This is a genomic window from Devosia sp. (assembly GCF_039927955.1).
Lineage (GTDB): Bacteria > Pseudomonadota > Alphaproteobacteria > Rhizobiales > Devosiaceae > Devosia.
Genome location: NZ_JBDSUA010000078.1, coordinates 12,693 through 28,280, shown reverse-complemented (window position 1 = coordinate 28,280; position 15,588 = coordinate 12,693). Strand labels below are relative to the sequence as shown.

Genomic DNA, 15,588 nt, shown 5'->3' with positions numbered 1-15,588 from the left:
CTTTCAGTAGCGTCGATACACGGCAGGGCCGCAGGTATTTAAAATAGCTGACCGAGGCGAGACGGTCGGATTCGGTCAGGGATGTTTTTTCACGTAGTCGGCCAACACGTCGTTGATCCGGCTCTGCCAGCCGGGGCCGGTGGCGCGAAAATGCTCGACGACAGTGTGGTCAAGCCGCAGGCCAATACGATCTTTGACCTCGGACTTTTGTGGACCGCGCTGGCCGCGAGCCCGCTCGAAAGCCTCCACGATTTCCGGGTGTACTTCGCGCATGGGTCGAAAATGCACAAAGTCTTCCGCTTCTAATTCTCGAACTTCGCCATCTTCATCAGTGAGCGGCGGCCTAGTTGCCGGTAGCATCGGTATATTTTTTTTGTTCGCGGTCATTGGCTTTCCTCAGGGAAATAACACGGACTGTATGAGCGTCACGCTTGGTCCAACACAGCACGCACAGACGGCCATGAAGGTAGCCGGTAGAGACTTGGCGAACTTCGCCATACTCCATGCGCTGGTCAGCCACGGTATCGGCGGTGTCGAATTCAAAGAACTCCACATCGGCAAAGTCCAAACCACGCCGTATCAGCGTGTCCTGTCGCTTAACCTCGTCCCACTCTAGCTCCACCTACCACATCCATTTAATTGTGGCCACAATTAAATCACGAACTCAATCCCCCAAACAGCGTTGGCAAATCCAGTGGGCGGAACCCGTAATGGTCCAGCCAGCGCTGGTCGGCGTCAAAGAATGCGCGCAGGTCGGGCATGCCGTATTTGAGCATGGCGAGGCGGTCGATACCGACGCCGAAGGCAAAACCCTGGTAGATGTCGGGGTCGAGCCCGGCATTGGCGATGACGTTGGTATGGACCATGCCGCAGCCCAGGATTTCCAGCCAATCGCTGCCTTCGCCGATCTTGACCTCGGCGCCGGAGCGATCGCACTGCACATCCACTTCCATCGAGGGTTCGGTGAACGGGAAAAAGCTCGGGCGGAAGCGCAGCGTGACATTGGGGACTTCAAAGAACGCCTTGAGGAATTCCTCGAGCACCCAGCGCAACTGGCCGATGTGGCTGGTCTTGTCGATGACCAGGCCTTCGACCTGATGAAACATCGGAGTGTGGGTCTGGTCCGAGTCATTGCGATAGGTGCGGCCGGGAATGACCACGCGGATCGGTGGGTCCATCGCCGGCGTCATGTAACCGGCCGCAGGTTTTTCGTTGGTTTTCTGCATGACGCGGACCTGCACCGGCGAGGTGTGGGTGCGCAGCACCTTTTTGACGCCATCAGCGCCGGTCTTCATGAAGAAGGTATCGTGCATCTCCCGGGCCGGATGACCTTCGGGGAAATTGAGCGCGGTGAAATTGTAATAATCGGTTTCGATATCGGGCCCTTCGGCGATCGAAAAACCCATGTCCGAAAAGATCGCCGTGATTTCGTCGATGGTCTGGCTGATCGGGTGGATGCGACCACGCGCGGTGGGTGCGGGCTGCAGAGGCAGGGTGATGTCGAGGGTCTCGGCCGCAAGGCGGGCGTTAAGCGCGGCGGATTTGAGCACGTCGCTGCGCGCTTCAATCAGGCTGGCGAGCTCGTTCTTGAGGCCGTTGATCGCCGGACCGGCGCTCTTGCGCTCTTCGGGAGCCATGCTGCCCAGCGAGGCGAGGAGCGCTGAAACGCTGCCCTTTTTGCCGAGCGCGGCAACCCGCACGGTGTCGAGCCCGGCTTCGTCGCCGGCATTGGCAATGGCCGCAGTGAACTCGGTGCGCAGGGCGTCGATTTGCTGGTCGAGGGACATCATGAATTCCAGTGTGATCTTGCGTGGGTTTAGACCAAAACAAAACGCCCCGCGCCAGCCTTTTCAGGCGGCGCAAGGCGTCAATTTGGGGCCTCAGCGTTAAGCCGAGAGATTAAGCAGCAGTGATGCGTTCGTGGGTCGTCGCTTCGACGCCTTCGAGGTACGCAAGAGCGGCCTTGGCCTTTTCGACCAGCACGCCGAACGCTGCAGGCTGGGTGATCGCGAGATCGCTCAGCACTTTGCGGTCGACAGCAATCTCAGCCTTGCTGAGGCCGTCGATAAATCGGCCATAGGTCAGTCCGTAATCACGCACGGCGGCGTTGATACGCTGGATCCACAGGGCGCGGAAATTGCGCTTCTTGACGCGACGATCGCGGTACGCGTACTGGCCGGCCTTTTCGACGGCCTGCTTGGCGATACGGATCGTAGACTTGCGACGGCCATAATAGCCCTCGGCAGCCTTCAGAACTTTTTTGTGACGGGCGTGATTGGTAACGCCTCTTTTAACGCGTGACATGTGTCAGCTTCCTTTCAGCGTTCTTAGCGGTTGTACGGCATGTACCACTTGACCAGGCCTTCATCGCCCTTCGACAGGATTTTGGTCCCGCGATTGGTGCGAATGTACTTGGCGTTGTGGTTGATCAGGCGGTGGCGCTTGCCGGCGACGCCTGCTTTGACACGACCGGTCGCTGTGAAACTGAAACGCTTTTTCGCGCCAGATTTCGTCTTCATTTTGGGCATTTTGCGGGTCCTTGGAGTTTTCAGATAGGTTTAGGGCCTATCGCATTCATAGATCGCCACGGCATGCCTTTTGGCCGGGCGATCCGGAGAAGTGGCGTCTATAGGAGGAAAGCCGGGGGAAGGCAAGGGGCGAAGGCGCAAGGTTCGCAGTCTGCGTGCTTCCCCCATATCACAGTCCGCTCCCTCGGGCTTGACCCGAGCGCCACTGGTTGTTCGCGCCGTGTTGTGAACGGCCCTCGGGTCAAACCCGAGGGAACGCTGAGAATTTGGCTAAAATGGAGAAAGGTCCGAGGCCGCCAGCATCGGCTCCAGATGATCCTCAAACAATAATCCCGGCTTTGCCGCCAGCGCTGCGCCATAGAGCGCTTCGGCTTGCAATGACACGTGCAGGAAGGCTTCGATTCCTTCCGCGCCATCAGCAGAAGCCAGTGGATAATAGCCTGACCCCAGCCGGTCCAGCAGCGTGGTCTTGCTGGCGATCATGCCGGCGGCGGTCTTGGCGCCATTGCTCATCGAGCCGGCGCGCTTGATATAGTCGTGCAGCGGCGTGCCGAGGTGGAACGAGGCGGGCACGGTGCGGTAGAGCTGCAGCAGGAACGCCAGGTCCGTCATGTTGGACATGGTCAGGTCATAGCGCCCATCGGCCTTGCTGGTGTCCCAGACCAGCATCGAATCCATCGAGACGCTGATCCATTTATACTGGCTGGGTGTGAGCGTCCGATCAGGACCGGCGCCGACATCGCGCAGGTGGTTGAAGCCTTCGTCCATCACATCGAGCGCCGTGGTGACAATGCCATGGTGCTCAAGCGCGGCCACGGCGCGTTCGAGCTTTTGCGGCTTCAGCCGGTCATCGGCATCGAGAATGGCAGCGTAGCCGGTCTGCAACTGCTCCAGCGCTACATTGCGGGCATTGGAGGCGCCGCCGCCGATCTTGCCGCTGTCGAGGAACTTGAAGCGCGGGTCGCGCAGGCCGACATCAGCCAGCAGCTTTTCATAGTCGGCGCCGTCGTCGGCGATGATCAGCATCTCCCAGTCCGGCCAGGTCTGCGCCAAAACGCTTCGTACGGTGGTGATGATGGTCGGCTCGGCCTTGTAAGCCGGGGTGATCACCGAAACGATCTGGTTCATTGGCCCCTCTGCTGGAACAGGAACGTGGTCTTGAAGCTGTCGGATCACTGCCCCATATTTGTGTCACGCGCCAGATGCCAAACATCAAAGGGTCCAGCGCCAAACGTTGCTTGGTTCAAGGACGCTTATCGATGTCGCGCATTTCCGTGTTTTCGGCCCCGTTCCTGCTTGGTTTCGACAGCTTCGAAGAGCGCGTCGACCGGCTGGCCAAATCCGCCGATAGTTATCCTCCCTACAATATCGAACGCTCGACCTCGCCCGAGGGCGTGGAGTGCTTTCTGGTCTCCATCGCGGTGGCCGGATTTGCCATTAACGAGCTGGAAGTCATTGCGGAGGACAATCAGATCGTGGTTCGCGGTCGACAGAAGGACGATCCGGGCCGGGAGTTCCTGCATCGCGGTATCGCGGCGCGGCAATTCCAGCGCAGCTTCCTGTTGGCCGAAGGAATGATCGTCAAAGATGCAACTTTAGGGCACGGTATGCTCGTTGTTTCTCTTGAACGTCCACAAGTCGAGAAGATCGCCCGCCATATCGAAATCCGTTCAGTGTAAGAAAGGGCCGAAAATGTACGAAAAACGCAGTGAGCAGCCCGAAGCCGTCGAAACCGCCATCCATCCGCTGAAGTCCCTGACCGCTGAAGAATTCGCGGCACTGGGCGGCAGCGCGGTTGCCTTTGTCCGCCCCATCACCGGCAAGGCCCTCGACGCCATAATCAACGACGCTGATTTCGAGGCCGACGAGGTTTATCAACTGGTGATGTCCGCCGATGGCACGCCATTGCTGGTCACCGACACCGAAGATGCGATTGCCGACTGGTTCGGCGACATGGATCTGGGCCTGGTGTCGCTGCACTAGCGCGCCAGCCTTACCAAAAAGCAAAACCCCCGCGACACCGGTCGCGAGGGTTTTTTGTTGTCTTCGCCGAAGCCGATCAGGCGGCGTAGGTGGTCGCCATCGGTGCGGTCAGCAATTCATAGATCCGGGCCGGATCATCGGCCCGGCGCAGATCATCGACCAGAGCCTCGGTGCGCAGCAGCCGCGCTACCCGCGACAATGCCTTGAGATGGTCAGCGCCGGCCCCGGCCGGAGCCAGCAGCATCATCACGATATCGACAGGCTGGTCGTCCACCGAATCAAAATCCAGTGGTGGAATCAGCCGGGCGAACACGGCGATCACCTGCTTCAGGCTGCCCAGCTTGCCATGCGGTATCGCCAGACCATTGCCCAGCCCGGTCGAGCCGAGAGCTTCGCGCTCGCTCAGAGCGCGAAGAATTTCCGCCCGATCCTGCCCGCAGGTTTTGGCAGCATTGTCGGCAAGATGTTCAAATAACTGACTTTTAGAAGTGATGTCCGCGCAAACAAGCACGGAACCCTTAGCCAGAATGTCGGCCAGTTCCATTCAGTCGTCCTGGGGTCAGATCAATGTCGGGATGGATCGGCGCCCCGTTAATTGGCGCCAAGAGCTGGATCGATCCAGCCGATATTTCCATCGGAGCGGCGGTAGACCACATTCAGCCCGCCATGTCCAGCATGGCGGAATACCACCACACCCGACTGTGACAGGTCGAGTTCCATCACCGCCTCGCCGACACTGAGCGAACGCAGGTTCTTGGTCGTCTCCGCAATCACCGGGGGTGCATAGTCCTCGTCGACCTCATCGAAATCGTCGGCGCTGCCAAGCACGGTATATTGTGCCAGCACGCCTTCGCCCTTGACGCCCTTGCCGTGCATCTTGAGTTTTTGCTTGTAGCGCCGCAGGCGCTTTTCGATGGTCAGCGCCATCACGTCATAGGCGGCATTGGCATCGCCGCCCTGGGCACTCGATTGCAGCATGGCGCCGCTGTCCAGATGCACCACGCAATCGGCGCGGAACCCGCCACCATCGGGGGTCATGGTCAGATGACCATCATAATTTCCGTCGAAGTATTTGGCGACCAGAGCGTCAAAGTTCTCCTCTGCCTTGGTTCGTAACGTGTCGCCGACGTCCATGTTCTTGCCTGAAACGCGTAAGGTCATGGATCCCTCTCTCGTTTGAAATACCGCCGATTTGGTCCCGGCGATCCATTGGATATGGTCGCTCGGTAAGGCCAATGCTAGACCCGCACCGAGTCATCAGGCAATGCGCAAGACCCCACCGGGGTTCAAATGACCGGATGACATTGCCAAAGAACCAGATTAGCGTTCCCACCGCCCGCTCTAGCCGGCTTTCCATCCCTGTCGGGCTTGATCTCGAACGGTCAGCTAGCGCGGATCGGGGCGCTTGAGCCCGTGTCGGCCTTCGGGCAGCACGCGATGCGGCGGCTGATGCCCGTCCATGAACGCCCTGATGTTGACGATCACCGTCTCGCCCATCTCGATTCGCGCTTCCACCGTGGCCGAGGCCATATGGGCGGTCAGCACCACCTTGTTGGTCTCGGCCAGTGCCAGCAGTCGCGCGTCGATGCCGCGCTTGTGCTCGAATACGTCGAGCGCTGCGCCACTGAGATGACCGCTCTCGATGCCAGCGACCAAAGCTGCTTCATCAACCAGTTCGGGGCGCGACACGTTGACCACAAAACTGTGCTTTTTCATCCGCGCCAACCGGTCGGCGTTGAGGATATGGAAGGTTTCCCTGGTGTGGGGCGTATGCAGGCTGACAATGTCGACCGCCTCGATCATGGCGTCGAGTTCTGGCCAATAGGTGGCCCCCAACGGCTCCTCGATGCCGGCGGAACGGCGGCTGCGGGAGAAATAATGGATGTTGAGGCCAAAGGCCCTGGCCCGCTGCGCCACGGCAGTGCCGATGCGGCCCATGCCAACAATACCCAGCGCCTTGCCGCGCAGGCGATGCCCCAGCATCCAGGTGGGCGACCAGCCGGCCCAGATGCCGTCGCGCACCAGCAATTGCGAGCCTTCGATCAGCCGGCGCGGCAGCGCCAGCATCAGCGCCATCGCCATGTCGGCGGTGTCTTCAGTCAAAACGCTGGGCGTATTGGTGACGGTCAGGCCGGCCGCCCAGGCGGCGTCGATATCGATATTGTCCACGCCATTGCCGAACTGGGCAATCATCCGCACCGACTTGGGCAGGCGGGCAATCAGGTCGGCATCGATGCTGTCGGTGATCGACGATACCAGCACATCCTTGCCCGCCAGGCCCTCGATCAGGTCTTCGGCGGTAAGGGGGACATCGGCTTCATTGACATCGGCTTCAAACAACGCGCCCATCCGCGCCTCGATCGCTTCGGGCAGGCGGCGCGTTACCAATAATCTGGGGCGAGGAGCGGTCATTGCGGCTATTTTGGAACGCCGCTCCGGCCAATACAAGCCCTCGTCCCGCCAGTCCGTCAGGACGTGAATAGACGGCGCTTTCAGGGCGCATTAAGGTTCCTGCCGTAACGATGAGAGATTGGCAAATTCTCCGCAAAGTCATGTTTGAACCTATTCGCCGGTTACGGCCGCTTCGCCCCTATCTGACCCTGCTTGGCCTGCTGTCGCTGGTGTTGCTGCCGGCGCTCACCGTTGCGCCGGTAACCGGGCAGGAACAGGCAGAACCCAAGGATCGCGGTGCATCGAGCGGTCTGGTGCTGCCCCGTTTTGCCACCACCCGCTCCACCCCGATCAACGTGCGGGTTGGGCCGGGCACCAAATATGAAGTGGCCTGGATTTATCTCAAGGCCGGCGTGCCGGTCGAAATCGTCCAGGAATTCGATACCTGGCGCAAGATTCGCGACATTGACGGTTCCGAAGGCTGGGTTCATCAGAACCTGTTGGCAGGCACTCGCGCCGGCTATGTCGCCGCCGATGGCGACACCAGCCTGCGCGCCTCCGAGAGTGATGACAGCAGCGCCCGCGCCGTTCTGGGCAAGGGTTTTCGCATTCAGATCAAGGAATGCGATGGTGTCTGGTGCGAGGTCACCGCCATCAATCAGCCCGAAGGCGAACGCTCCTCGAGCTATTCGGGCTATCTGCATCAAGGCGATATCTGGGGCGTCTATCCCAACGAAAAATTCGACTGAGATCGCTTGAGATCCGCTGGCCGAGGACCGCCGCTGACCGATCTGCGGCGGTCTTTGGTGTTGCACCATTGCGTCCGAACCCTCACCGGCACCGGGATACCGCGGGCGCCTATCGGGTTTACCCCAAGGGGTTCTCCTGATCGGCCTGCGGCGAAGTGAATCCCGCCAGCTTTGGCGACTTCAACACCACACCGACTATTGGCACGGCCAAGCTGATCGATGCGCTGTTGCTCAAGGTCACGGGCAGCGCCATGGCCGAGATCGCCCAGCCGACGCCGGTTTCCCTGACCTTGTCGAAATTTCGCTTGACGTCGGATTTTAGTGTGCTACATAACTAATACACTAAGTAGGCAAGAGACATATGGACGACTTTCATTCGGGGTCGCCGATCTTCATCCAGATCCGGCAGCGCCTCATCGAAATGATCCTGCGCGGCGGGGTTGCCGAAGGCGATCCACTGCCCTCGGTGCGGCAGATTTCTGCCGATATGCAGGTTAATCCGCTGACGGTCACCAAGGCGTTTGAAGCGCTGGTCGATCTCGGCGTTGTCGAAAAACGCAGGGGACTGGGCATGTTCGTCAAGACCGGAGCGCGGGCGGGTCTGTTGACCCACGAGCGCGAAAAATTCCTGAGCGAAGACTGGCCGCGCATCGCCGCCCAGATCAAGGCGCTTGAACTCGATGTATCGACCCTGCTCGATCAAACCCCCAAGGGGACACCAAGCAAATGACCGACCAGACCACTGCCATCGCCCCCATTGTCTCGGCCCACGGCCTGCGCAAGAAATTCGGCAATCGCGAAATCCTGCATGGTCTGGATTTCGAAATCCCGCCCGGCCGCATCTATGGCCTGATCGGCCATAATGGCGCCGGCAAGACCACCACGCTCAACGCCATTCTCGGCCTGACCAATTGCGAGGGCACCATCCGCGTTCTGGGCGAAGACCCCTTCGCCAAGCGCGCCAAGCTGATGGAAAACGTCGCCTTCATTTCCGACGTCGCCAGCCTGCCCAAGTTTTTGCGGGTGCGGGAGCTGTTCGCGCTGCTCTCCAATATCCATCCCAACTTTTCGCAGGAAAAGGCCCGCTCATTTCTTGAGGGCACTGATATTCGCCCCGAGGCCAAGGTCAAGCACCTGTCCAAGGGCATGGTCGCCCAGCTGCATCTGGCCGTGGTGATGGCGATCGATGCCAAACTGCTGGTGCTCGATGAACCCACGCTCGGGCTCGACATCACCTATCGCAAGCGCTTCTACCGGCGGCTGCTGGAAGACTACATGACCGAGGAGCGCACGCTGCTGATCACCACCCACCAGGTGGACGAGATCGAGTTCATGCTCTCCGACATCATGTTCATCCGCGATGGCGACCTGATCCTGCACATGCAGATGGAAACCGTCAGCGAGAAATTTTCCCAACTGGTGGTCAGCGATCCGGCCAGTGCCGAAACCGCGCGCGGCCTGAAGCCAGTCTACGAAGAAACCAGGTTCGGCCAGACGGTGATGATCTTTGATGGCGCCGACCGCGCCGTGCTCGAAACGCTGGGCAAGGTTTCGACACCGACCCTGTCCGACCTGTTCGTGGCGCTGATGCAGCGCCCCACCGTCAATCCGGGTGATGCGCGATGAAAGCCTTTATCGCCATGATCCATCGCGAACTGCTTGAACATCGCGGTGCGTTTCTCGTCGCCCCACTGGGACTGGTCGCCATTCTGGCCGGTGCCACCATTCTGGCCTTTACGGTCGGGCGGGTCGATGCCCGCATGTCGGGCCAGCTAATGACCATGGTGCCCTTGCGCATCGCCGAAGTGGGGCTGCTTGGGCTGGCTTTTGCCTGGCTGCTCTATCTGATGGGCACGCTGTTTTTCTACTGCGCCGACGGGTTTTCGGCCGACCGGCGCAACAATGCCATGCTGTTCTGGAAATCCATGCCCATGAGCGATTTCCGCGTGCTGCTGTCCAAGCTGGCGGCGACGCTGACGATCTTTCCGGGCATGATCTTTGCGGTCTCGCTGCTCAGCGGGCTGTTGCTGGTGGTGGTGATTACCGTCACCACCCAGATCGCCAGCGGCACCGGCCTCGCCCTGATCGGCGGGCTGTTGGGCAGCTTTGTCCAGGTGGCGCTGGCTAGCATCGTGGTGCTGGTGCTGGGGCTGCTCTGGTGCATGCCATTCATGGCCGCGGTCGGCAGCCTTGCCAGTGTCGTCGGTCGCTGGGCCATCCCGCTGTCGCTGCTGTTGCCGACGCTGCTGTCCGTGCTGGAATGGGTGACCTTTGGCGGGCTCAGCCCGGTCCACACCCATACCTGGAAGTACCTGTCGTACCGCTTCGATTTCCCGCTGGTCGAGGGCTATCTGCAGGGCTGGTTCAATGCTGACCTGCCATTCAGCGCGCCAAGCTTTGCCACCGACCTGCTGGGCCGGATCGACTGGCCGCAAATGGCCGTGGGCTGGGGCTTTTCGCTATTGGCGATCTATCTGGCGAGTGAATATCGCCGGCGTCGGAACGATAACTAGGCTGCGACAGATCCCAAACTCGGTGTCATCCCGGCGCAGGCCGGGATCCATCCTGATATCTGGGGATGGGCCCCGGCCTGCGCCGGGGTGACGCCCGGAGGGAGGGGAAGGCTAAACCTTGACCGCGTGCTCCACCCGGTCCTTGTCGCCGAAAATCCTGAGATAGCGGGCGATCTCTTCCGGATTGCCCGTTGCCTTGGCCGGATTGTCCGAGAGCTTGACCGCCGGGCGACCATCGGCCTGACTGACCTTGATCACGATGGAAATCGGATCGAGCTGGTGGTTGAGATCGGGCGCGCAGCCTTCAAAATCATTGGTGAGGTTAGTGCCCCAGCCAAACGCCATGCGCACCTTGCCATCGAAATGCAGGTAAGCCGCTTCGATCATGTCGACGTCCAGCCCGTCCGAAAAGATCAGCAATTTGTCGCGCGGATCGCGGCCATGCTGCTTCCACCACGCGATGATGCGTTCGCCCCCTTCGATGGCCGGCGCGCTGTCGGGGCGGAATCCTGTCCAGTCCGCAACCCAGTCGGGCGCATCGCGCAGGAACGCCGTGGTACCGAACGCATCGGGCAGCACGATCTTGAGATTGCCGCCGTAATAACTCTCCCAATCCTGCAGCACCTGATAAGGCGCCGCTTTCAGCGCCTCGTCGCTCTTGGCCAAAGCCGCCAGCACCATTGGCAGTTCGTGGGCGTTGGTGCCCAGGGCTTCGAGGTCATTGTCCATTGCCAGCTTGACGTTGGAGGTGCCGGTAAAGCTCTCGCCGATGCCTTCCTTGAGCGCCTCGACGCACCAGCGCTGCCACAGGAATGAGTGGCGGCGTCTTGTGCCGAAATCGGAGATCCGCAGGTCCGGCAGCTTTTGCAGCCGCTCGACCTTTTCCCACATCTTGGCCTTGGCGCGGGCATAGAGCACATCGAGCGTGAACGGCCCGTAGCGCTTCATCGCGGCGCGGCTGCGCAGTTCGTTGATGATCGCCAGCGCCGGAATTTCCCACATCGAGGTTTCGATCCAGCGGCCATGAAATTCCAGCACGAACTGGCCGTCGCGTTTTTCGAGCGAGTATTCAGGCAGGCTGAAATTTTCGAGATATTTGAGGAAGCCGGGTTCAAAGATCTGCTGGGAGCCATAAAAGCTGTTGCCCGCCAGCCAGATCATTTCCTTCTTGGAAAACCGCAGCGTGCGCGCGTGATCGAGCTGGGCCCGCAGTTCATCGATGTCGATTTCTTCGGCCAGATGCACGGTTTTGCTGCGATTGATCAGCGAGAATGTCGCATCGACCTTGGGATAAAGCCCCCAGATCATCTGCAGCATCAGGATTTTATAGAAATCGGTATCGAGCAGGCTCCGGATGATCGGATCGAGCTTCCAGGTGTGGTTGTAAACCCGCCGCGCAATATCGGTCTTTGGCATAACGCAAACCCATCCGCCCAGAACTTCGCCCAATAATTGGCATTCGCTTTTATCGTGCAATGCCGATGAAAGAAAGTCGCGCGCGCCGTTTTGGGTACGGCAGGTTTGGCACTAGTCTGCCACCAACCGATTCCCCGACCTTGTGAGGGTTCCCATGTCCAATCCCGATTTCAGCTTGGCCGGCAAGGTCGCCGTGGTTACCGGCGCCAGCATGGGGATTGGCTATGGTCTGGCCAAGGCAGTGGCCGCCGCTGGCGCCAGGGTCGCCGTGGCATCGCGGGACATGGTGCGGCTTGGCCAATTGGTCAGCGAAATCGAAGCCGAGGGCGGCGAGGCGGCGGCCTTTGCGCTGGACGTGCGCGATGTGCCCTCGATTGGCAAGACCTTTGCGGCGATCAAAGACCATTTCGGCAGTGTCGATATTCTGGTCAACAATGCCGGGCTGGGGGACAATCACCCCGCCGAGGACGTCACCGAAGCCGATTGGGACACCATGATGGCGGTCAACCTCAAGGGCAGCTTCTTCGTCGCCCAGGCTGCCGGGCGCATCATGCTGGCGCAGGGCCAGGGCCGCATCGTCAACATCAGCTCGCAGGCCAGCACCGTGGGCATCCGGGACCACGCGGTCTATTGCGCCACCAAGGGGGGCGTTGATCAATATACCCGCGTGCTGGCGCTGGAATGGGGCCATCGCGGCGTCACCGCCAACGCCGTGGCGCCGACGTTTATCTACACGCCGGGCACGGCGGAACGGCTGGATCAGCCGGACTACCTCAAAAGCGTGCTGGACCGGCTGCCGATCGGGCGGGTGGGGACCATCACCGATGTGGCCGGCGCGGTGATCTATCTCGCGTCGCCGGCCGGCGGCATGGTCAATGGCGCGGTGCTGATGGTCGATGGCGGGTGGACGGCGCAGTAGGCGCTCAGTTGTCGAACTGAAACGCCGCAAACCGCTCCAGCGCCGTATCGAGCAATGCCCGCCGCTCGGCGGTTTCGTCTTCGAGCCAGGTCAGCTTCTGCACCAAGAGCGACCTGGCCGCACGATCGGCCTTGAGATCGATCGCGGCGATGATCTGCTCGCCTGCCAGCACCGGCAGGGTGAAATAGCCGAACTTGCGCCTGGCGGCGGGGACGTAGGCTTCGAAAATATGATCGTAGCCGAAGAACAGGTTGAGCCGCTTGCGCTGGATGATCAGCGGATCGAACGGCGACAGGATATGGATCAGGGTCGGCGCATCGGCCGGGATGGCATCGAGCGTGTCGGGTGCGGCCCAGTGCTGCACCTCCGAGCCTTCGATCAGCACCGGCACCAGCTTTTTCGTCCGCACCCGGCTCTCGATCAATTCCTTGACCGGCTTCTTGCTGGACGGGGTGAGGTGGCAGATCGAATCCAGGCTGACGATCCCTTGAGCGCGCAAGGCCCGGTCCAGCTGATAGGCAATAACCTGCCTTGCCGTGGCCGGTTTCGGTTTGCCCTGCCAGTCGAAATGCCGCTCGATCAGGTCATAGGTCTTGAGCATGCCGGCACGCGAACCAATGGTGACGTGACCCTGATAGAACATCATCTCCAGCACCCGCTTTGAGGGTTTCTTGCTGGCCCAGGGATGAGTCTTGTCGACCAGTTCGTCATCATCGATATCGCGCATCGAAATCGGGCCGTCGGCGCGGATGCGCTTGAGCATCTTCTTGACTTCGTCCGGTGCTACCGAGCCGAACCAGCGGCTCGGCGTCTCCCGAAACTGCTGCATCGCCGGCAGGAAAAACGGCAGGTCGCGCGCCGGCACATAGGCCAGTGCATGCGTCCAGTATTCGAACACCGATTTGTCCGATACCTGTGCCTGGCTCAGATGTTCGCGCCGATAATCGGGAATGCGCGAGAACAGGATGTGGTGGTGGCAGCGCTCGATGACGCTGATGGTATCGATCTGCACATAGCCCAGATGCTCGATCGCCGCCGGCACTGCTGCCGGGCCGCTGCCGAAGGGCGTCAACTCGTCGAGCCGCTGCGCCCGCAGCCAGATGCGGCGGGCCGCCGAGCGCGAAATGCTGAAGGGTTTTTTCGCCAAGGCTAGGGCATCAACTGCCCGCCATTGACCTCAAGGGTCTGGCCGATCATGTAGCCCGAAAGCTGCTTGGAGGCGAGGAACAGATAGGCGCCGACGCAATCCTCGGAGACGCCCAGCCGGGCGGCGGGAATGGTCGCCAACTGCGCCTTGAGCTGGGCTTCGGTGGAATAGCGCTCGTGGAACGGGGTTTCGATCACGCCCGGCGCCACCGCATTGACGCGGATATCGAAGGGGATCAGTTCCTTGGCCATGCCGCGCGTGACGTTGGAAACGAACGCCTTGGACGAGCCATACAGCCCCGCGCCATTGCTGGCCCCGTTGCGGGCGGCCACCGAGGTGGTGTTGATGATAAAGCCGCCATTGATCTTGAGATGCGGGATCGCCGCCTGCGCGGTCATCACCACGGAACGCGCATTGAGGTCCATCACCTGGTCATAATAGGCGTCCGACATGTCCTGATACAGCGTGCGCCCGACCATGCCGCCGGCATTGTTGATCAACCCGTCCAACCGGCCAAAGGCCTGCGCGGTGGCCGCCACCGCTGCCGCCATTTCGGCAGTGCTGCCGGCCTCGGCCTTGACCAGAATGGCCCGGCCGCCGGCCTCCTCGATCTGCCGAACCACCGCTTCGGCCTTTTCCAGGCTCGAATTGTAATGCACGCCAATCTTGGCGCCCTGCGCCGCAAAAGCCAGCGCCAGCGCCGCGCCAATGCCGGTCGAAGCACCGGTGATCAGAACGGCTTTGCCAGCAAGGTCGGGAATGGTGAGATGGGACATGTCAGGCATCCACAAGGGTCAGGGAATCGCCGCGATTGGGCAGAGCGGCAGCTTAACCGGGGTGCCAGCGCTTGCAACTGCCTTGTCCGCGGCACAAGCTATGACAATCCAATGCAGAGGAGCACAGGCGATGCGGATCACCGTTTTTGGCAGCCATGGCCGTACCGGATTGTTGCTGGTGCAGCTTTTGCTCGCCGCCGGTCACCAGGTCGTGGCCACCATCCGCAACCCGGGGCATATGGCCGATCTGGTCAAGCTGGGCGCCGAAACCAGGATGGTCGATCTGGACAAATCAGCGTTCGAGGACGTGGTCGAGGCCTGCAAGGGCTCAGACGCCGTGATCTTCGCTGCCGGCTCGGCAGCGGGCGAGGGCAGCGCGCTGGACCGCAAGGGCACGCTGCGCACCGTGCGGGCCACCGAAAAGGCCGGGGTCAGGCGCTACATCTCGGTGTCCTCCATCGGTGCCAGCACTGGCATGTCCACCCGGACAATGGATGACGAGATGAAGGATTACTACAAACAGAAACGCGCGGCCGCCAAGCACATTGCTGGCTCGACGCTGGACTGGACCCTGATCGAACCGGCCGAGCTGACGGATGAGCCGGGCACCGGGAAAGTCACGGCGAGCCTCGTGGCAATCAAGGAAACGGCGATCGCCCGAGCCGATGTTGCCGCCGTGATCGGAGCGGTGCTGACCGAGCCGAAGTCCATCGGCAAGGCCATTCAACTGGCTGGCGGCGGTATCGCGATCAATGCCGCGCTGAACAAGGCGTTGGGGTAGGAGGGTCAGCCTGCTTTATGGGCCCGTGGTCAGAAGCGGCCCGGTTACGATCGCCCGCCGTTGGCGGTGCAATCGGGACAATTCCGGAAGGATTGGATTAGGCGTGTGGAGGGTTTGGTCAGCCTGCGTTGCCAGCGCAACTACGGCGCGACAGCCTTCGCTTGAAACTTCCGCTAATCTCGTCGGCGCCCTCGCGGGCTTGCCGAGCCGAATCTGCGGAGCAGCGAAGGCTGGTGGAGCCAAGCGGGATCGAACCGCTGACCTCTTGCATGCCATGCAAGCGCTCTCCCAGCTGAGCTATGGCCCCATTTCCTTGGGTGCTGCGGTTCGGGATTTATCAGCCCGGTCCGTAGCGTGGCGCAACCTATTCAAGCTCGTCCTGAGA

At 60.9% G+C, this 15,588-nt stretch carries 21 protein-coding genes and 1 tRNA gene; 9 read left to right on the top strand and 13 right to left on the bottom strand.

Annotation, left to right across the window (positions count from 1 at the left end; genetic code table 11):
- Positions 1–75 precede the first annotated feature (75 nt).
- From ABIT12_RS18035 to ABIT12_RS18010, 6 genes are all read right to left on the bottom strand, one after another.
- Positions 76–387 carry a BrnA antitoxin family protein gene (locus ABIT12_RS18035; RefSeq protein ID WP_348041422.1) on the bottom strand — a complete coding sequence of 104 codons (312 nt, stop codon included), beginning with the start codon at positions 385–387 and terminating at the stop codon, positions 76–78.
- The gene (locus ABIT12_RS18030; protein WP_348063386.1) at positions 344–568 is read right to left on the bottom strand and encodes a BrnT family toxin; all 225 of its coding nucleotides are present in this window, start codon (positions 566–568) and stop codon (positions 344–346) included. Before ABIT12_RS18030 ends, ABIT12_RS18035 begins: the two co-directional genes overlap by 44 nt.
- An 88-nt stretch (positions 569–656) precedes the next feature.
- Positions 657–1,790, bottom strand: coding sequence for a phenylalanine--tRNA ligase subunit alpha (gene pheS, locus ABIT12_RS18025; RefSeq protein ID WP_407065648.1), 1,134 nt, complete (start codon positions 1,788–1,790; stop codon positions 657–659).
- A 109-nt stretch (positions 1,791–1,899) separates the two neighbouring features.
- Complete coding sequence (rplT, locus tag ABIT12_RS18020; protein WP_348041416.1) at positions 1,900–2,304, bottom strand: 50S ribosomal protein L20; 405 nt, start codon at positions 2,302–2,304, stop codon at positions 1,900–1,902.
- Between the two features lie 23 nt (positions 2,305–2,327).
- On the bottom strand, positions 2,328–2,528 hold the full coding sequence (gene rpmI, locus ABIT12_RS18015; RefSeq protein WP_035099236.1) for a 50S ribosomal protein L35: 201 nt from the start codon (positions 2,526–2,528) through the stop codon (positions 2,328–2,330).
- Positions 2,529–2,798: 270 nt separating this feature from the next.
- Positions 2,799–3,656, bottom strand: a complete 858-nt coding sequence (locus ABIT12_RS18010; protein WP_348041414.1) for a glycosyltransferase family A protein — start codon at positions 3,654–3,656, stop codon at positions 2,799–2,801.
- 131 nt (positions 3,657–3,787) lie between these two features.
- Here ABIT12_RS18010 and ABIT12_RS18005 point away from each other — a divergent pair, with 131 nt between their 5' ends.
- Together ABIT12_RS18005 and ABIT12_RS18000 are read left to right on the top strand one after the other, a co-directional pair.
- Positions 3,788–4,207 (top strand): Hsp20 family protein, encoded by a 420-nt coding sequence (locus ABIT12_RS18005; protein ID WP_348041412.1) that lies wholly within the window; start codon positions 3,788–3,790, stop codon positions 4,205–4,207.
- A 13-nt stretch (positions 4,208–4,220) separates the two neighbouring features.
- Positions 4,221–4,511 (top strand): DUF1150 family protein, encoded by a 291-nt coding sequence (locus ABIT12_RS18000; RefSeq protein ID WP_348041410.1) that lies wholly within the window; start codon positions 4,221–4,223, stop codon positions 4,509–4,511.
- Between the two features lie 76 nt (positions 4,512–4,587).
- Here ABIT12_RS18000 and ABIT12_RS17995 read toward each other — a convergent pair whose 3' ends face one another.
- The 3 genes from ABIT12_RS17995 to ABIT12_RS17985 all read right to left on the bottom strand — a co-directional run bounded on the left by ABIT12_RS17995 (position 4,588) and on the right by ABIT12_RS17985 (position 6,923).
- Complete coding sequence (locus tag ABIT12_RS17995; RefSeq protein ID WP_348041408.1) at positions 4,588–5,055, bottom strand: PTS sugar transporter subunit IIA; 468 nt, start codon at positions 5,053–5,055, stop codon at positions 4,588–4,590.
- A gap of 47 nt (positions 5,056–5,102) precedes the next feature.
- A complete protein-coding gene (gene hpf / locus ABIT12_RS17990; protein ID WP_348041406.1) occupies positions 5,103–5,672 on the bottom strand; it encodes a ribosome hibernation-promoting factor, HPF/YfiA family in 570 nt (189 codons plus the stop codon).
- A gap of 225 nt (positions 5,673–5,897) precedes the next feature.
- Complete coding sequence (locus ABIT12_RS17985; RefSeq protein ID WP_348041404.1) at positions 5,898–6,923, bottom strand: D-glycerate dehydrogenase; 1,026 nt, start codon at positions 6,921–6,923, stop codon at positions 5,898–5,900.
- 140 nt (positions 6,924–7,063) lie between these two features.
- On the opposite strand from ABIT12_RS17985, the gene ABIT12_RS17980 reads away from it, so the two are divergent.
- The 5 genes from ABIT12_RS17980 (at position 7,064) to ABIT12_RS17960 (ending at position 10,164) form a co-directional block, all read left to right on the top strand.
- Positions 7,064–7,651 (top strand): SH3 domain-containing protein, encoded by a 588-nt coding sequence (locus ABIT12_RS17980; protein WP_348041402.1) that lies wholly within the window; start codon positions 7,064–7,066, stop codon positions 7,649–7,651.
- A 155-nt stretch (positions 7,652–7,806) separates the two neighbouring features.
- Positions 7,807–7,989, top strand: coding sequence for a hypothetical protein (locus tag ABIT12_RS17975; protein WP_348041400.1), 183 nt, complete (start codon positions 7,807–7,809; stop codon positions 7,987–7,989).
- Between the two features lie 23 nt (positions 7,990–8,012).
- Positions 8,013–8,381 carry a GntR family transcriptional regulator gene (locus ABIT12_RS17970; protein ID WP_348041398.1) on the top strand — a complete coding sequence of 123 codons (369 nt, stop codon included), beginning with the start codon at positions 8,013–8,015 and terminating at the stop codon, positions 8,379–8,381.
- Positions 8,378–9,277, top strand: coding sequence for an ABC transporter ATP-binding protein (locus ABIT12_RS17965; RefSeq protein WP_348041396.1), 900 nt, complete (start codon positions 8,378–8,380; stop codon positions 9,275–9,277). Before ABIT12_RS17970 ends, ABIT12_RS17965 begins: the two co-directional genes overlap by 4 nt.
- Entirely contained in the window at positions 9,274–10,164 is an 891-nt protein-coding gene (locus ABIT12_RS17960; protein WP_348041394.1) for a hypothetical protein, read from the top strand. Before ABIT12_RS17965 ends, ABIT12_RS17960 begins: the two co-directional genes overlap by 4 nt.
- A gap of 111 nt (positions 10,165–10,275) precedes the next feature.
- Here the strand turns inward: ABIT12_RS17960 and pncB are convergent, their stop codons facing one another.
- Positions 10,276–11,580: a nicotinate phosphoribosyltransferase gene (gene pncB / locus ABIT12_RS17955; protein ID WP_348041392.1), complete on the bottom strand. Its 1,305-nt coding sequence runs from the start codon at positions 11,578–11,580 to the stop codon at positions 10,276–10,278.
- A 154-nt stretch (positions 11,581–11,734) separates the two neighbouring features.
- Here pncB and ABIT12_RS17950 point away from each other — a divergent pair, with 154 nt between their 5' ends.
- Positions 11,735–12,499, top strand: a complete 765-nt coding sequence (locus tag ABIT12_RS17950) for an SDR family oxidoreductase (protein WP_348041390.1) — start codon at positions 11,735–11,737, stop codon at positions 12,497–12,499.
- Between the two features lie 4 nt (positions 12,500–12,503).
- Here the strand turns inward: ABIT12_RS17950 and ABIT12_RS17945 are convergent, their stop codons facing one another.
- Complete coding sequence (locus ABIT12_RS17945; protein WP_348041388.1) at positions 12,504–13,646, bottom strand: DNA glycosylase AlkZ-like family protein; 1,143 nt, start codon at positions 13,644–13,646, stop codon at positions 12,504–12,506.
- Between the two features lie 2 nt (positions 13,647–13,648).
- On the bottom strand, positions 13,649–14,431 hold the full coding sequence (locus ABIT12_RS17940; protein ID WP_348041386.1) for an SDR family oxidoreductase: 783 nt from the start codon (positions 14,429–14,431) through the stop codon (positions 13,649–13,651).
- A 121-nt stretch (positions 14,432–14,552) separates the two neighbouring features.
- On the opposite strand from ABIT12_RS17940, the gene ABIT12_RS17935 reads away from it, so the two are divergent.
- On the top strand, positions 14,553–15,203 hold the full coding sequence (locus ABIT12_RS17935) for an NAD(P)-binding oxidoreductase (protein ID WP_348041384.1): 651 nt from the start codon (positions 14,553–14,555) through the stop codon (positions 15,201–15,203).
- Positions 15,204–15,434: 231 nt separating this feature from the next.
- On the opposite strand, the gene ABIT12_RS17930 is transcribed toward ABIT12_RS17935, so the two are convergent.
- A tRNA-Ala gene (locus ABIT12_RS17930) sits at positions 15,435–15,510 on the bottom strand.
- Between the last annotated feature and the right edge of the window lie 78 nt (positions 15,511–15,588).

Bases quoted from the DNA above. Each gene is read 5' to 3' on its own strand.
- ABIT12_RS18035 (WP_348041422.1), bottom strand. From the start codon at position 387: ATGACCGCGAACAAAAAAAATATACCGATGCTACCGGCAACTAGGCCG.
- pheS (WP_407065648.1), bottom strand. From the start codon at position 1,790: ATGATGTCCCTCGACCAGCAAATCGACGCCCTGCGCACCGAGTTCACT.
- rplT (WP_348041416.1), bottom strand. From the start codon at position 2,304: ATGTCACGCGTTAAAAGAGGCGTTACCAATCACGCCCGTCACAAAAAA.
- rpmI (WP_035099236.1), bottom strand. From the start codon at position 2,528: ATGCCCAAAATGAAGACGAAATCTGGCGCGAAAAAGCGTTTCAGTTTC.
- ABIT12_RS18010 (WP_348041414.1), bottom strand. From the start codon at position 3,656: ATGAACCAGATCGTTTCGGTGATCACCCCGGCTTACAAGGCCGAGCCG.
- ABIT12_RS18005 (WP_348041412.1), top strand. From the start codon at position 3,788: ATGTCGCGCATTTCCGTGTTTTCGGCCCCGTTCCTGCTTGGTTTCGAC.
- ABIT12_RS18000 (WP_348041410.1), top strand. From the start codon at position 4,221: ATGTACGAAAAACGCAGTGAGCAGCCCGAAGCCGTCGAAACCGCCATC.
- ABIT12_RS17995 (WP_348041408.1), bottom strand. From the start codon at position 5,055: ATGGAACTGGCCGACATTCTGGCTAAGGGTTCCGTGCTTGTTTGCGCG.
- hpf (WP_348041406.1), bottom strand. From the start codon at position 5,672: ATGACCTTACGCGTTTCAGGCAAGAACATGGACGTCGGCGACACGTTA.
- ABIT12_RS17985 (WP_348041404.1), bottom strand. From the start codon at position 6,923: ATGACCGCTCCTCGCCCCAGATTATTGGTAACGCGCCGCCTGCCCGAA.
- ABIT12_RS17980 (WP_348041402.1), top strand. From the start codon at position 7,064: ATGTTTGAACCTATTCGCCGGTTACGGCCGCTTCGCCCCTATCTGACC.
- ABIT12_RS17970 (WP_348041398.1), top strand. From the start codon at position 8,013: ATGGACGACTTTCATTCGGGGTCGCCGATCTTCATCCAGATCCGGCAG.
- ABIT12_RS17965 (WP_348041396.1), top strand. From the start codon at position 8,378: ATGACCGACCAGACCACTGCCATCGCCCCCATTGTCTCGGCCCACGGC.
- ABIT12_RS17960 (WP_348041394.1), top strand. From the start codon at position 9,274: ATGAAAGCCTTTATCGCCATGATCCATCGCGAACTGCTTGAACATCGC.
- pncB (WP_348041392.1), bottom strand. From the start codon at position 11,580: ATGCCAAAGACCGATATTGCGCGGCGGGTTTACAACCACACCTGGAAG.
- ABIT12_RS17950 (WP_348041390.1), top strand. From the start codon at position 11,735: ATGTCCAATCCCGATTTCAGCTTGGCCGGCAAGGTCGCCGTGGTTACC.
- ABIT12_RS17940 (WP_348041386.1), bottom strand. From the start codon at position 14,431: ATGCCTGACATGTCCCATCTCACCATTCCCGACCTTGCTGGCAAAGCC.
- ABIT12_RS17935 (WP_348041384.1), top strand. From the start codon at position 14,553: ATGCGGATCACCGTTTTTGGCAGCCATGGCCGTACCGGATTGTTGCTG.